14 protein-coding genes are annotated in these 14,077 nt (G+C 70.9%); 1 reads left to right on the top strand and 13 read right to left on the bottom strand.

From position 1 onward, the window contains the following. Positions 1-2: 2 nt before the first annotated feature. Complete coding sequence (locus JIAGA_RS0109820; protein WP_026875520.1) at positions 3-575, bottom strand: MarR family winged helix-turn-helix transcriptional regulator; 573 nt, start codon at positions 573-575, stop codon at positions 3-5. Between the two features lie 51 nt (positions 576-626). On the opposite strand from JIAGA_RS0109820, the gene JIAGA_RS0109815 reads away from it, so the two are divergent. After that, a complete protein-coding gene (locus tag JIAGA_RS0109815) occupies positions 627-1,364 on the top strand; it encodes an SDR family NAD(P)-dependent oxidoreductase (protein WP_026875519.1) in 738 nt (245 codons plus the stop codon). A gap of 23 nt (positions 1,365-1,387) precedes the next feature. On the opposite strand, the gene JIAGA_RS33775 is transcribed toward JIAGA_RS0109815, so the two are convergent. The 12 genes from JIAGA_RS33775 to JIAGA_RS0109755 form a co-directional block, all read right to left on the bottom strand. Further along, positions 1,388-2,491: a DivIVA domain-containing protein gene (locus JIAGA_RS33775; protein ID WP_084469601.1), complete on the bottom strand. Its 1,104-nt coding sequence runs from the start codon at positions 2,489-2,491 to the stop codon at positions 1,388-1,390. A gap of 134 nt (positions 2,492-2,625) precedes the next feature. Continuing rightward, positions 2,626-3,747 (bottom strand): dual-specificity RNA methyltransferase RlmN, encoded by a 1,122-nt coding sequence (gene rlmN / locus JIAGA_RS28805; RefSeq protein ID WP_035812341.1) that lies wholly within the window; start codon positions 3,745-3,747, stop codon positions 2,626-2,628. A gap of 32 nt (positions 3,748-3,779) precedes the next feature. Continuing rightward, a complete protein-coding gene (locus JIAGA_RS35230; RefSeq protein WP_026875517.1) occupies positions 3,780-4,640 on the bottom strand; it encodes a phosphatidate cytidylyltransferase in 861 nt (286 codons plus the stop codon). Between the two features lie 12 nt (positions 4,641-4,652). After that, on the bottom strand, positions 4,653-5,210 hold the full coding sequence (gene frr, locus JIAGA_RS0109795) for a ribosome recycling factor (protein ID WP_026875516.1): 558 nt from the start codon (positions 5,208-5,210) through the stop codon (positions 4,653-4,655). A 104-nt stretch (positions 5,211-5,314) separates the two neighbouring features. Then, positions 5,315-6,070 (bottom strand): UMP kinase, encoded by a 756-nt coding sequence (pyrH, locus tag JIAGA_RS0109790; protein ID WP_026875515.1) that lies wholly within the window; start codon positions 6,068-6,070, stop codon positions 5,315-5,317. 112 nt (positions 6,071-6,182) lie between these two features. Further along, positions 6,183-7,007, bottom strand: a complete 825-nt coding sequence (tsf, locus tag JIAGA_RS0109785) for a translation elongation factor Ts (RefSeq protein WP_026875514.1) — start codon at positions 7,005-7,007, stop codon at positions 6,183-6,185. Positions 7,008-7,132: 125 nt separating this feature from the next. Further along, on the bottom strand, positions 7,133-8,131 hold the full coding sequence (gene rpsB / locus JIAGA_RS0109780) for a 30S ribosomal protein S2 (RefSeq protein WP_026875513.1): 999 nt from the start codon (positions 8,129-8,131) through the stop codon (positions 7,133-7,135). Positions 8,132-8,464: 333 nt separating this feature from the next. Further along, positions 8,465-9,421 carry an ABC transporter ATP-binding protein gene (locus JIAGA_RS0109775; RefSeq protein ID WP_026875512.1) on the bottom strand — a complete coding sequence of 319 codons (957 nt, stop codon included), beginning with the start codon at positions 9,419-9,421 and terminating at the stop codon, positions 8,465-8,467. Continuing rightward, positions 9,418-10,428: an ABC transporter ATP-binding protein gene (locus JIAGA_RS0109770; RefSeq protein WP_026875511.1), complete on the bottom strand. Its 1,011-nt coding sequence runs from the start codon at positions 10,426-10,428 to the stop codon at positions 9,418-9,420. Before JIAGA_RS0109770 ends, JIAGA_RS0109775 begins: the two co-directional genes overlap by 4 nt. Beyond that, positions 10,425-11,288 (bottom strand): ABC transporter permease, encoded by an 864-nt coding sequence (locus JIAGA_RS0109765; RefSeq protein ID WP_026875510.1) that lies wholly within the window; start codon positions 11,286-11,288, stop codon positions 10,425-10,427. Before JIAGA_RS0109765 ends, JIAGA_RS0109770 begins: the two co-directional genes overlap by 4 nt. After that, positions 11,285-12,238 (bottom strand): ABC transporter permease, encoded by a 954-nt coding sequence (locus JIAGA_RS0109760; RefSeq protein WP_026875509.1) that lies wholly within the window; start codon positions 12,236-12,238, stop codon positions 11,285-11,287. Before JIAGA_RS0109760 ends, JIAGA_RS0109765 begins: the two co-directional genes overlap by 4 nt. Beyond that, the gene (locus JIAGA_RS0109755; RefSeq protein WP_026875508.1) at positions 12,235-13,815 is read right to left on the bottom strand and encodes an ABC transporter substrate-binding protein; all 1,581 of its coding nucleotides are present in this window, start codon (positions 13,813-13,815) and stop codon (positions 12,235-12,237) included. Before JIAGA_RS0109755 ends, JIAGA_RS0109760 begins: the two co-directional genes overlap by 4 nt. Between the last annotated feature and the right edge of the window lie 262 nt (positions 13,816-14,077).

The raw sequence follows: 14,077 nt of genomic DNA, 5'->3' as shown, positions 1-14,077 counted from the left end.
GGCTACCGTAACGGGTTGCCGCCGGCGGGCGGCGGCCGGTCCTGCGCACCGAACCGTTCGGTCAGCTGGCCCAGCATCGTCTTCAGCAGCCCGGCCAAGGTCTCGCGCTCGGCGTCGCCGAGCCCGTCCAGCAACGTCTCCTCGTGCCGCAGCAGCTCGGTGACGACGCGCTCGTTCAGCTCCCGTCCCGCGTCGGTGAGCGCGACGACGACCGTGCGGCCGTCGTGGCCGTGACGTCCACCCTGGCCGGAGCGCTCACGCCGCACCAGCCCGGCGGCCTCGGCCCGGGCCACCCGCTGCGACACCGCGCCGGGCGTGACGAAGCTGTTGGCGGCGATCTCACCCGCGGTGAGCCGGTACGGCGGGCCGCCGCGACGCAGCGTGCTGAGCAGGTCGAGGGTGGGGTTGTCGATGCCCAGCCGCTCCAGCGTGCGGCGGCGGTCCTCGGCCAGCAGCTGCCCGAGGCGCCAGATCCGGGTGATGACGCCAATGGAGCCGACCGGCACGCCGGGCAACTCGCGCCGCCAGGCAGCCTGGATGCGGTCGGCACCGTCGTCGCTGGCCTGGCCGCTCATCCCGCGCTACGCTCCGTCACGGCAATTACTTTAGCACTAAAGGAGTTTGGGATGACTGGACGCACGATCGTGGTCACCGGCGGCGGCACCGGCATCGGGCGGGCCGTCGCGGCGTCGTTCGCGGCCGATGGCGACACCGTCGTCATCACCGGGCGGCGCCGCGAGGTGCTCGACGACGCCGTCGCCTCGCTGGGCTCCGCCGGCGTGCGCGCCGTGGACTTCGACGCCTCCGACCCGGCCGCGGTCACGGCGGCCCTGGACACGCTGCCACCCACCGTGGACGTTCTGGTCAACGCGGCCGGCGGCAACACCGGTTTCGACCTGCCGACACCGGCGCCGGGCGACCTTGCCGCCCTGGCGGCACTGTGGGGGGCGAACTTCGAGGCGAACGTGCTCACGGCGGTGCTCGTGACCACGGGCCTGCTGCCACGGATGCCGTCCGGCGGGCGCGTCATCACCATCGGGTCCATCGCCGCCAGGCAGGGTGCAGGCGACTACGGCGCCGCCAAGGCCGCCGTCGAGACGTGGACGGCGTCGCTGGCGGCTGAGGTCGGGCCACGGGGCATCACCGCCAACGTGGTGGCACCGGGACTGACCGCGGGCACCGAGTTCTTCCGCGGCAGGCTCACCGAGGCCAGGCGGCAACGGCTGGTGGACGCCACGATGACCAAGCGCGAAGGCACCACCGACGACGTCACGGCCGCGGTGCGATACCTGGCCTCATCGGGCGCCGGGCACGTCACCGGCCAGGTGCTGCACGTCAACGGCGGCGCCTACCTCGGCCGGTGAGCCGCTGCGGCGTCACCTCACGCTCAGGGCGCGACGACCTCGACCTCGAAGCCGTCCTCGTTCTCCATGTAGGCCGCGTAGTGATGCGGCCCGCCGGCGTGCGGGTGCCGGTCGGCGAACATGAGCCGCCAGCCGTAGGCCGGCGCCTCGGAGACGATGCGGTCGACCATCCACTGCTCCGGCACCGCCAGCGCTAGATGGTTCAGGCCGGGAGCCTTGCGGTCGTAGGCCACCCAGCTGAGGTCCGGGGAGCACTCCAGCACCACGTACGGCCCGCCGCCCGGCGCCTGCCAGGAGCGGCCGTTCTCCCATGCCTGGAACAGGGTCCACCCCAGCCGCTCGAACAGCCACCCGAAGGAGCGAGTGGCGGAGTCGAGGTCGCGCACCCAGATCTCGACGTGGTGCAGCCCGGTGGACGGCGTGGTCGACGGGGCCAGCGAGGCGTCGTCGACGGCCGGCTCCGGCGTGCGGGGCACCGGCGTGTGTGCGTACTGCTCCTGCGACGCGCCGAATGAGGGGTCCAGCGCCCGCAACACCGGGTCGAGCTCGTTCACCGCGGAATCGGTGAGCGGGTCGTACGCCTGGGTGTCGTAGTTCGCGGTGGAGCCGTGCGTGGTCCCGTGGGACGTCTCGTAGTACGCGGGGTACGTAGGGTTCGGCGCCGTCGGCCCGGGACCGCCCGGGCCGGCCGGTGCGCTCGGCGCGGCCGCGTACCCGGCCGGCGGCGGCAGCACCGGGGGCGCGACCGGCGGCGGTGCAACCGGTGGTTGCGCGACCGGTGGTTGCGCGGCGGGCGGCGGACCGACCGGCGCGGTGCCCATGGTCGTGGTCTGCGGGTTGTACGCCTGGGCCGAGACCTGCTGCGACGCCTGCGCGGCCTTGCGCTGCCGTCGCAGCTCGGCGGCGGCGGCATCGAGCCAGTCGTCGACGTCGTCCATGACGTAACCCTCACGCATGCGGACGACCTTGAACTCCTCGGCTTCGATCTGCTCCGGAGTCACCGAACGGCCAGCGGGCCGACCCTCCAAGGCGTCGATCACCACATCGACGAAGTCGTCGACCGCATCCAGGTCATATCCCTCACGCATACGGGTGGTGCGGAACTCAGGCTCGCGACTGACGGCCACCAGGTGTCACTCTCCTCCCGAACAGCAAACGGCCGGCCTCCGGGCGGCGGAGTCCAGGCGACGACGAGTCCAGCCAACTCTGTCGCCAGGACGCCGATATCCCCCGAGACCGGCCGAGCCAAGCGCAATGCATACTAATCGCCAACGGTAGCCAACTGACCACACGCCCCGTCGATGTCACTACCTCTGGTATCCCGGATCGTCACCGGAACCCCACGGTCCTGCAGTGCCGCCACGAACGCGTCCTGCGCTTCCGGACGCGACGCGGTCCACTTCGAACCGGGTGTGGGGTTCAGCGGGATCGGGTTCACGTGCACCCACCCCCGGCCACGCTGATTGAGCAGCTTACCCAGCAGGTCGCCGCGCCAGGCGTGGTCGTTGATGTCGCGGATCAGAGCGTACTCGATGGAGACGCGCCGGCCGGTCTTCTGGAAATATCGGTACGCGGCGTCGATGGCCTCGCCCACCTTCCAGCGGGTGTTGATGGGCACCAGCTCGTCGCGCAGCTCGTCGTCGGGCGCGTGCAGCGACAGCGCCAGGGTGACGCCGAGGCCCTCGGCCGCCAGCTTGTCGATGGCCGGCACCAGGCCGACGGTGGAGACGGTGACACCGCGACGGCCGATGCCGAGGCCCGCCGGTGCCGGCTCGACCAGCCGGTGCACCGCAGTGAGCACGGCCTTGTAGTTGGCCAGCGGCTCGCCCATGCCCATGAAGACCACGTTGGTCACCCGGCCGGGGCCGCCGGCGACCTCGCCGTTCGCCAGCATCCGTTCCGCCGCCACGACCTGTTCGACGATTTCGGCCGCCGACATGTTCCGAGTGAGGCCCTGTTGACCGGTCGCGCAGAACGGACAGTTCATGCCACAGCCGGCCTGGCTGGACACGCACAGCGTCACCCGGGGGCGCGACCCCCGGTAGCGCATGAGCACGCTCTCGACCAAGGCGCCGTCGAACAGCCGCCACAGCGTCTTGCGGGTGTCGCCGGCGTCGGTCTCCAGGTGCCGCACCGGGGTGGCCAGCGTCGGCAACAGCTGTCCGGCCAGGGCCTCACGCGCTCCGGCGGGAACGTCGGTCATGTGCTGCGGGTCGGACACGAACCGGGCGAAGTAGTGCCGCGACAGCTGGTCCGCCCGGAAGGGCTTCTCCCCCAGCTCAGTGACCGCCTGGCGGCGGCCCTGGACGTCGAGATCGGCAAGGTGGCGCGGCGGTTTGCCACGGCGGGCGGGAACGAGCGTGAGCTCACCGGGTCTGGGCATGATGGCACCGATTGTCCCACAAGCGTGCGGGCTCAGGCGGTGACGACGTACTCCAGCACCAGCCAGACCAGCGGCGCGGACGGCAGCAGGGAGTCGAGGCGGTCCATCAGCCCGCCGTGCCCCGGCAGCAGCGAACTCATGTCCTTCACGCCGATGTCGCGTTTGATCAGCGACTCGCCGAGATCGCCGAGGGTGGCGCCGACGACGCCGACCAGGCCCAGGACGACGCCGCTCCACCAGGGCCCGTCGAACGCGAGGACCGCGACCGCCACCCCGGCGCCGGTGCCGAGCAGCAGGGAGCCGCAGAAGCCCTCCCAGGACTTCTTGGGGCTGACGCTCGGTGCCATCGGATGGCGGCCGAACAGCACCCCGGCCGCGTAGCCACCGGTGTCGGACGCGACGACGACGGCGAGCAACGCGAACACGCGCCAGTCGCCGTCGTCGGCCCGGACCATGAGGACGGCGAAACCGGCCAGGAACGGGACATAGACGCTGGTCAGGATGCCGGCGGAGATATCGCGCAGATACCCGGGCGCGGGGTCGCCGAGACGCCAGGCACAGACCGCCGCGGCGGTCAGGCCGAGCCCCACCATGAGCGGCGATCCGCCGCCGGCGTAGGCACCGGCGAGCATGAGCACGGCGCCCAGGACCACCGGGACGATGGGCACCGCCACCGACCGGGTGCCCAACGCCGTGGCCAGCTCCCAGACGGCGACCACCATGACCAGCACGACCAGCGCGACGAAGGCCGGCCGGAGCAGGAACAGCGTGCTGAGCACGACGGCCGCGAGCCCCACACCCACCAGCGTGGCGGCGCGCAGGTCGCGACCGGCCCGGCCATGCCGGCGAGTCCGGCTACCCGAAGCGGCAGCGTCCGCGGCCCCGTCAGTCATCACCACGTCTTATCAGACCTCGAGCAGCTCGGCTTCCTTGTGCTTCAGCAACTCGTCGATCTGCTCCACGTACGACTTCGTGACGGACTCGAGGTGCTTCTCGGCCCTGGCCACGTCGTCCTCGCCCACCTCGCCGTCACGGGCCAACTTGTCCAGCGTCTCCTTGGCGTGCCGGCGCACGCTGCGGATGGACACCTTCGCGCCCTCGGCCTTCTCGCGCGCGAGCTTGATGTACTCGCGGCGACGCTCCTCGGTGAGGGTGGGCAGCACGACGCGCACGATGTTGCCGTCGTTGGTGGGGTTGACCCCGAGGTCGGAGTCGCGGATGGCACGCTCGATGGCAGCGAGCGAACCCTTGTCGTACGGCTGCACGGTGATCATGCGAGCGTCGCTGACGTGGAACGACGCGAGCTGGTTGACCGGGGTCAGCGCACCGTAGTAGTCGACCACGATCTTGTTGAACAGCGACGGATGGGCTCGCCCGGTCCGGATCGAGGCGAAGTCCTCCTTGCCGACCGACACGGCCTTCTCCATCTTCTCCTCGGCTTCGAGGAGGGTCTCGTCGATCACCACTACTCCTTCGCGTTGCGTGTGCGGTCGATCCTAGGGGTTCCGGAAGCCCTCAGTGCCCCCGTCCGGGCCGCGGATTGCCGGCGGTCCGCCCGGGGTGGGCTTCAGGCCTCGACGACGGTCTCGACGTTCGAGGCGACCAAGGTACCGATCCGCTCCCCCCGGATGGCCCGGGCGATGCCATTGTCCTCGCCCAACCCGAAGACCACGATGGGCAGCTGATTGTCCATGCACAAGCTGAACGCGGCCGGGTCGGCGACGTTCAGCCGCTGCCGCAGCACGTCGGCGTAGGTGATGCTCCGGTACTTGCGCGCCTGCGGGTTGGTCCGCGGGTCGGCGTCATAGACACCGTCGACGCCGTTCTTGCCCATCAGGAGCCGATCACAACTGATCTCGAGCGCCCGCTGGGCTGCGACGGTGTCGGTGGTGAAGTACGGCATGCCTGCGCCGGCGCCGAAGATGACGACGCGCCCCTTCTCCAGGTGCCGCGCGGCCCGCCGCGGAATGTACGGCTCGGCCACCTGGCCCATGGTGATGGCCGTCTGCACCCGGGTGTCGACGCCGCGGTGTTCGAGGAAGTCCTGCAGGGCCAGGCAGTTCATGACCGTGCCCAGCATGCCCATGTAGTCGCCGCGGGCGCGGTCCATACCGTGGTGCTGTAGTTCGGCGCCGCGGAAGAAGTTGCCCCCGCCGACGACGATGGCGACCTGCACGCCGTCCTGGACGACAGCGGCGATCTGCCCGGCGATCCGCTTGACGACCTCGGGGTCGACACCGACCGCGCCGCCGCCGAACACCTCGCCGGACAGCTTCAGCAGCACCCGCCGGCCGGACGGGGTGACCGGGCCTCCGGCGGGCATTCCCTCGGCCGGGCCCGGCACAGCCGAGGCCGGCACCGTCTGGGTTCCATTCGTCTCCGTCACGGTGCCGGCCTCCTGAGGTCGTGTCTGCGCTCGTCCTGGGCGGGTCTGGTCAGACCTCGAAACGGACGAACCGCTTCACCGTCACGCCCGCTGCCTCGAGCACCGCGCCGACGGTCTTCTTGGACTCCTTGACCGACGGCTGGTCGACCAGCACGGTCTCCTTGAAGAAGCCGTTGACCCGACCCTCGATGATCTTCGGCAGCGCCTGCTCGGGCTTGCCTTCCTCGCGGGCGGTCGCCTCGGCGATGCGCCGCTCGTTCTCGACCACGTCAGCCGGCACGTCGTCGCGGACGGCGTACGTCGGACGCAGCGCGGCCACCTGCATGGCGGCGTCGCGAGCAGCCTGCGCGGCGGTCTCGGAGCCGTCGGCGGCGTACTCGACGAGCACACCCACCTGCGGCGGCAGGTCGGCCGACCGCCTGTGCAGGTACGTGGCCACCTGGCCGTCGACGACGGCCACATTGGTGATCTCGATCTTCTCGCCGATGACGGCGGCCGCGGCCTCGACGGCCTGGCCGACCGTACGTCCGTCGGCCAGCGCCGCGCCCAGCAGCGCCTCGACGTCGGCCGGCTTCGCGGTGGCGGCGACACCGACGATGTCGGCGGCGAGCTTCTGGAAGTCGGCGTTCTTCGCGACGAAGTCGGTCTCACAGGCCAGCACGATCATGGCCGGGCCCTCAGCGGCCACCAGGCCGTTGGCAGTGGTGCGCTCGGCGCTGCGCTTGGCGGCCTTGGCCGCACCCTTGATCCGCAGAACCTCGATGGCCTGGTCGAAGTCGCCGCCGGCTTCGTCCAGCGCCTTCTTCGCGTCCATCATGCCCGCGCCCGTGGCATCGCGCAGCCGCTTGACGTCGGCTGCAGTGACGTTCGGCATCCTCACACTCTCTCTGTATCAGCTGTGTGGTCTCGTGGTCGTTCACGTACCGGGCGGTGCGGCTCAGGACCGCCCGCCCGGCCGGGTGCGGTCACCGGCGAGCCGGGACCGCGTCGTTCGTCGGATCAGGCCTGCTGCGTGGCGGGCTCGTCCGCGCCCTGGACGGCGGCGTCGGCCTCGGCCTCGGCCGGGGCCTCAGCGGCCGGAGCCTCCGTAGCGGGAGCTTCAGCGGCCGGAGCCTCGGTAGCGGGAGCTTCAGCGGCCGGAGCCTCGGTAGCGGAAGCTTCAGCGGCCGGAGCCTCAGCAGCGGCGGGCGCTTCGGCCGGAGCCTCGGCGACCTCGGACTGCGACTGCTGCAGCAGCTCCTTCTCCCACTCGGCCAGCGGCTCGTCCGAGCCCAGCTCGGCACCGGCGCCGGCGTCGGCACGCCCACCCTGACGGCCGAGCAGACCGTCGGCCACGGAGTCGGCCACGACCCGGGTCAGCAGGCTGACCGCGCGGATGGCGTCGTCGTTGCCCGGGATCGGGAAGTCGACCTCGTCCGGGTCGCAGTTGGTGTCGAGGATGGCGACGATCGGGATGCCGAGCTTGCGCGCCTCGTCGACGGCCAGGTGCTCCTTCTTGGTGTCGACGATCCACACCGCGCTGGGCACCTTGGCCATGTTGCGCACACCACCGAGGGTGCGCTCCAGCTTGTCCTTCTCACGCTTGCGCATGAGAAGCTCCTTCTTCGTCAGACCGGAGCCGGCGACGTCGTCGAAGTCGAGCTCCTCGAGCTCCTTGAGACGCTGCAGCCGCTTGTTCACGGTCTGGAAGTTGGTCAGCATGCCGCCGAGCCAGCGCTCGGTGACGAACGGCATGTTCACCCGGGTGGCCTGCTCGCGCACGGCCTCCTGAGCCTGCTTCTTCGTGCCGACGAACAGAACCGTCCCGCCGTGCGCCACGGTCTCCTTGACGAACTCGTAGGCGCGGTCGATGTAGGACAGCGACTGCTGCAGGTCGATGATGTAGATGCCGTTGCGCTCGGTGAAGATGAACCTCTTCATCTTCGGGTTCCAGCGCCGGGTCTGGTGCCCGAAGTGCACGCCGCTCTCGAGCAGCTGACGCATGGTGACGACGGCCATGGCCTCGTCTCCTCCTCTCGCGCCGGTCGTGGTGACCGCCCGGCGCGTTGTTCCGGTTCATCGCGACGGTGGTCGGCCGCCGCGCCTGGTGCCCATGGGCACTGCGCCACCCGCCGTCCGTGGGGACGCCGGGACCGATGGCGAAGTCCGCGCTCAGGGCACGCGAATTTGACCCAGGCATACCTGGGCCAAGGATCAGTGTACGGGAGAGACCCGAGTGCAGGCCACACCGGCGATCCGGCGCTGGGCCGCCCACCAGGCGTCCTCCCGCTTCACCGGGCAAGCATTCCTGGTGAAGCGGGAGCACCCATGCTCTACGTGATCATTTCCAGGTCAGTGGTCGGTGACGCCGTGCAGGTGGCAGGCTGCCTCCTGGGCCGGCCCGGTCGGCTGGAGGACGGGGTCGTGGTCCGGGCACGGCTCGAACACCTTCGGGCAGCGGGTCCGGAACCGGCAGCCCGACGGCGGGTCGGCCGGGCTGGGCACGTCGCCGCGCAGCACGATGCGTTGCCGGCCCCGTTCCCGCGACGGCACCGGAACCGGAACGGCCGACACCAGCGCCTCGGTGTACGGGTGCCCGGGGGTCTCCGCCACGGCGGCGCCGTCGCCGATCTCCACGACGCGGCCCAGGTACATGACGGCCACGCGGTCGGCCACCTGCCGTACGGCGGCGAGGTCGTGCGACACGAAGAGGTAGGTCAGCCCGAGTTCGCGTTGCAGCCGCACCAGCAGGTTGACCACTTGCGCCTGCACCGACACATCCAGCGACGCGATCGGCTCGTCGCAGACGACGAAGTCCGGCTCACCGGCCAGCGCCCGGGCGATGCCCACCCGCTGCCGCTGGCCGCCGGAGAACTCGTGCGGGTACCGGTGCCCGTTGCGCGGGTCGAGCCCGACCAGCTCCATCAGTTCGCCGACGCGGGCCCGCCGAGCGTCCCGGCCGCGGTGCAGCTTGTGAATGGCCAGCGGCTCCCCGATCGACTCCGCGACCGTTCGGCGCGGGTCGAGCGAGGCGAACGGGTCCTGGAAGATCATCGCGGTCCGCCGGCGCAGCGCCCGCAGCTCCCGCCGTCCGGCGGCGGTGACGTCGGTGCCGTCGAACTCCACCGTCCCGCCGGTCGGCTCGACGAGGCGCAACAACGCGTTGCCGAGGGTGGACTTCCCGCACCCGGACTCCCCCACCAGGCCGAGGGTCTCCCCGCGCCGCACCTCGAGGTCGACGCCGTCGACGGCACGGACGTCGCCGAAGTGAACCCGCAGGCCGGACGCCCGCACCAGCACGTCGCTCATGCGTGGTCACCTCCGACGCCCGCGTAGAACGTCGCGGCGCGGTGCGCGGCGGCGCTGCCCTCAACCTGGAGCAGCGGCGGCACCTCGGTGGCGCATCGGGCGTCCGCGCGCACCGGGCAACGCGGATGGAAGGCGCAACCCGGCGGCAGGTCGACGGGGTCCGGCGGCAGTCCGGGCATGGTCACCAGGTCGTCGCGTTCGCGCGCCGGCCGCGGGTCGTCGACCACCGGCAGCGCGCCGAGCAGGCCGCGCGTGTACGGGTGCTCGGGCCGGTCGAACAGTTCGTCGACGGCGCCTTCCTCGACGCACCGGCCCGCGTACATGACCACCACGTGGTCGGCGATGCCGGCGACGACGCCGAGGTCGTGGGTGATCCAGACGACGCCCATGCCGTGGTCCTCCTGCAGCCGGGCGATCAGCTCGAGGATCTGCGCCTGGACGGTGACATCGAGAGCGGTGGTCGCCTCGTCGGCGATGAGCACCCGCGGGTTGCCGGCCAGCGCGATCGCGATCATGACGCGCTGGCGCATGCCGCCGGAGAGCTGGTGCGGGTAGGCCTTCAACCGGGCCGTCGCGTCCGGGATGCCCACCTCGGTGAGCAGCTCCGCGGCGCGCGACCTGACACCGTCGTTCGACACCTTCTCGTGCGCCCGCAGTGCCTCGCCGATCTGCCGCTCCACGGTGAGGACCGGGTTGAGGGACGTCATCGGGTCCTGGAAGACGACACCGATGCCGGCGCCGCGCACACCACGCAGCTCCTCCTCGCCGCGGCCGATCAGCTCGCGGCCGGCGAAGACCGCGCTGCCGCGGACGTCGGCGACGGCGGCCGGCAGCAGGCCGAGCAGGGCCAGCGAGCTGACGCTCTTGCCCGAACCGGACTCGCCGACGACGGCGAGCGTGCGGCCGGCGTGCACGTCGTACGAGATGCCGTTGACGACATGGGCCGGGCCGCGGCGGGTCCGGAACGTCACGTTCAGGTCGCGGACGCTGAGCAGGGGCTCGCTCACGGCGTCACCCCCGTTCCGCTCATGGCCGATCGCTGCCGCGGGTCGAGCACGTCGCGCAGGGCGTCGCCGAGGACGTTGAACGCCAGCACCGTCAGGAAAATCGCCAACCCCGGGAAGACGGCCATCCACCAGGCTTGTTCGATGAAGCCGCGTCCCTCGGAGAGCATCCGGCCCCACGAGGGGTCCGGTGGCTGGGTGCCGAGACCGACGAAGCTCAGCGCGGCCTCGGACAGGATCGCGAAGGCGAGGCTGATGGACGTCTGGACGATGATCGGCGCGGTCACGTTCGGCAGCACGTGCCGGCCGATGATGCGAAGGTCGCCGGCGCCGGCGGAACGGGCCGCGCGCACGTACACCTCCTCACGGACACTGAGCACACTGGCCCTGGTGATGCGGGCGAAGATCGGGATGTAGACGATGCCGATCGCGATCATCGCGTTGGTTGAGCCGGGACCGAGGATCGCCAGCACCGCGATGGCCATGAGCATCGCCGGGAACGCGAACAGCACGTCCGACAGCCGCATCAACACGTCGTCGACCCAGCGGCCGTAGTACCCGGCGGTCAGGCCGATGAGCACACCGGCCAGCAGCGAGATGCCGACGGCGACGGCGCCGACGCGCAGCGACACCTCCGCGCCGAGCAGCACACGTGAGAACACGTCGCGTCCCAGCTCGTCGGTGCCGAACCAGTGCTCGGCGTTCGGGCTCTGCAGCCGGGCGGACACGTCGGTGGCGCGGGCGTCGTGCGGAGCCAGGACGTCGCCGAGCAGGGCGGTGACGATCAGCACCAGCAGGACCACGCCGGCCGCCACCGCCATCGGGCTGCGGAACAGCAGCGACAGCGTCTCGCGGGCCCTCATCGTGCGCTCCGGTAGGTGATGCGCGGATCCAGCCTCGCGTAGGCGAGGTCCACCACGAGGTTCACGACCAAGAAGATGACGGCGAACAGCAGCACCGCGCCCTGGAGCACCGGGTAGTCGCGTGACTGCACGGCCTGGAACGCCAGTTGGCCGAGGCCGGGCCAGGCGAAGACGAACTCCACGACCACCACGCCGGACAGCAGGTACGCCAGTTGCACGCCGCCCACCGTCACCAGCGGCACGAGCGCGTTGCGCAACACGTGCCACGTCAACACGTCGCGGGCGCGCATGCCTTTGGCCCGCGCGGTGCGGACGTGGTCCTGGCCCATCGACTCCAGTACCGACGAGCGGACGAATCGCGTGAGAATCGACCCGCTGGAGACGCCCGCGGTGATGGCCGGCAGGATCAGGTGCCGGGCCCACTCCACCGGGTCCTCCGTCAGCGGCGTGTAGCCCGCCGACGGCAGCCAGCCCAGCGTGCCGGCGAACAGCAGGATGAGCAGGATGCCGAGCCAGAAGTCCGGCACGCTCAGCCCGGCCTGGCTGGACAGGCTGGCGAACCAGTCCACCGGGCTGCGCGGCCGCAGCGCGGAGATTGTGCCCAGCGGGATCGCGATGAGCAGCGCGACCAGGATGGCCGCACCCGCCAGCGACAACGTCGCCGGCACCCGCTCCATGATCAGCGACAGCACGGTCTCTCCGGTGCGGAAGCTGACCCCGAGATCGCCGGTGAGGGCGCCGCCGATCCAGGTGAAGTACTGCACGACGACGGGGTCGTCCAGCCCGGCGCGCTCACGCAGCGCCGCGTACGTCTCCGGGTCGGCCTGCTGCCCCAGCGCCAGCTGGATCGGGTCGCCCGGCACCAGCTGCATGATCGCGAAGACCAGCACGCTGACGCCGAACAGCACCGCGACGGACTGCAGCAGCCGGCGCAGGACGTACCGGGTCACTCCGGCAGCCTCACCGTCTCGAAGTTGATCGCCTTGTCCGGACGGATCTCGTAGCCCTCGAGGTCCGGCGCCCAGGCCTGCACGACGTCCGGGTTGTACAGGTAGAGGTAGCTGACGTCGTCGACGATGAGCTCCGCCGCCTGGTCGTAGAGCGCCTTACGGGCGTCCTGGTCGGTCTCGGCCGCGGCCTGGTTCAGCAGCTCGTCGACCTCCGGGTTGCAGTAGCCCTGGAAGTTCGACGTTCCCTCGCACACGTGCTGGGCGTGGTAGAAGCCGAACGGGTCCAGGTTGCCCAGCCAGCCGAGCAGGAACGCGTCGTAGTCCCCGGCCGCCTGCCGGTCCAGCCAGGTCGCGAAGGCCTCCTGCTCGATGCCGATCTCGACGCCGACCTCGGCGAGCTGAGCCTGGATCACCTGAGCGGCCTGGATGGTCTCGGGGTACTCGTCGGTGACCATGAGGCCCATCGGCTGCGGGCTGGCGGCGGCGTTGGCCTCGATGAGTTCGCCGGCCTGGTCCGGGTCGTGCTCGAACGGCGCGTACTCGTGGTACCAGACGCTCTGCTCCGGGATCGCGGTCTGGTTGGTGGTGGCCGCGCCGAACCAGGCGGCCTCGGTGACCTCGTCGCGGTCGATGCCGTAGGCGACGCCGCGGCGGAAGTCGCGGTTGTCGAACGGCGGGCGGGTCTGGTTCATCGCCAGGTACCAGTAGTCGACGCTCGGGGTGACGCCGAGCTCCACGTCCTCGTCGTCCTCCAGACCCTCGATCTCCTGCGGCGGGACGTTGTCGGTCCAGTGGATGTCGCCGGAGCGTAGCGCCGTCAGGGCTGCCGCAGGCTCGCTCACGAAGCGGAATTCGACGCCGTCGACGGTGGCAGGGTCACCCCAGTAGCCGTCGTAACGGGCAAGCGTGACGCCGCCGGCCCCGGTCTCCTCGAGCGTGAACGGCCCGGTGCCGACGGCCGCGGTGGCGAGATCGGTGGTCTCGGCCACGCCCTCGGGAATGATCGACATGCCCTTGAAGCCGCCGATGTTGTCCAGCAGGGCCGGCGTCGGGGTGCTGAGCGTGATGACGACGGTCTGCGCATCCGGTGCCTGGATGTCCGCCACGCTGGCGAACCGGTAGGCGTTGGCCAGCTGCTCGTCGATGATGCGCCGGTACGAGTAGACGACGTCGGCGGAGTCGAAGGGGCTGCCGTCGTGGAAGGTGACGCCCTCGCGGAGGGTGAAGGTCCAGGTCAGACCGTCCTCGCTCGTGGTCCACTCCGTGGCCAGGCTGGGCTGGAACTCGCCCTCGGCGTCGGGCACCACGAGGGTGTCGTAGACGTTCTCGAGCACCTGGAAACTGGCGTACGCCTGCGTCCGGTGCGGGTCGAACTGGTCGGGCTGGGCGGAGATGGCCGCGACGAGCGTGCCTTCAGGGGCCTCTGCGCCGCCGGTACCGGGATCGTCGGTGGCGCCGTCACCCTCCGGGTTGTCGACATCCACCTCGTCGCCGCCGCCACACGCACCGACCAGCAGCGCCACACCGAGAGCGGCCGCACCGGCCCGGGCCGCCATTCGCCGTCGTCCTCGCGTCATATCGTCACCCATACCCTCGGTCACCGTGGATTCACGTCAGTTCTGTGCAGGCAGTCTCGCCATCGAGCCTTTCGGGTTCACCCGTGGGTGCGTCCAATCGATCCGGGGTCGACCACGGGTTCGTTGTCATTTCGTGACCTACCTGTGAGCAAGCTCGTGGGCGTGTCGGCGATGGGGGTGGTTGTCCACAGGCCTCGGTGCGATGGCCGGTTGTCCCCAAATCCGGTTCGGGCGGCTGCGCCGGAGGCCACGGGCGGCGAGC

Origin of the sequence: Jiangella gansuensis DSM 44835 (assembly GCF_000515395.1) — a bacterium.
In the GTDB taxonomy this organism is placed as follows: domain Bacteria; phylum Actinomycetota; class Actinomycetes; order Jiangellales; family Jiangellaceae; genus Jiangella; species Jiangella gansuensis.
This window is presented reverse-complemented; position numbering and strand designations above follow the sequence as displayed.

Bases quoted from the DNA above. Each gene is read 5' to 3' on its own strand.
- JIAGA_RS0109765 (WP_026875510.1), bottom strand. From the start codon at position 11,288: ATGAGGGCCCGCGAGACGCTGTCGCTGCTGTTCCGCAGCCCGATGGCG.
- JIAGA_RS0109815 (WP_026875519.1), top strand. From the start codon at position 627: ATGACTGGACGCACGATCGTGGTCACCGGCGGCGGCACCGGCATCGGG.
- JIAGA_RS0109820 (WP_026875520.1), bottom strand. From the start codon at position 575: ATGAGCGGCCAGGCCAGCGACGACGGTGCCGACCGCATCCAGGCTGCC.
- pyrH (WP_026875515.1), bottom strand. From the start codon at position 6,070: ATGCCCGCCGGAGGCCCGGTCACCCCGTCCGGCCGGCGGGTGCTGCTG.
- JIAGA_RS35230 (WP_026875517.1), bottom strand. From the start codon at position 4,640: ATGACTGACGGGGCCGCGGACGCTGCCGCTTCGGGTAGCCGGACTCGC.
- tsf (WP_026875514.1), bottom strand. From the start codon at position 7,007: ATGCCGAACGTCACTGCAGCCGACGTCAAGCGGCTGCGCGATGCCACG.
- JIAGA_RS0109755 (WP_026875508.1), bottom strand. From the start codon at position 13,815: ATGACGCGAGGACGACGGCGAATGGCGGCCCGGGCCGGTGCGGCCGCT.
- rpsB (WP_026875513.1), bottom strand. From the start codon at position 8,131: ATGGCCGTCGTCACCATGCGTCAGCTGCTCGAGAGCGGCGTGCACTTC.
- rlmN (WP_035812341.1), bottom strand. From the start codon at position 3,747: ATGCCCAGACCCGGTGAGCTCACGCTCGTTCCCGCCCGCCGTGGCAAA.
- JIAGA_RS0109775 (WP_026875512.1), bottom strand. From the start codon at position 9,421: ATGAGCGACGTGCTGGTGCGGGCGTCCGGCCTGCGGGTTCACTTCGGC.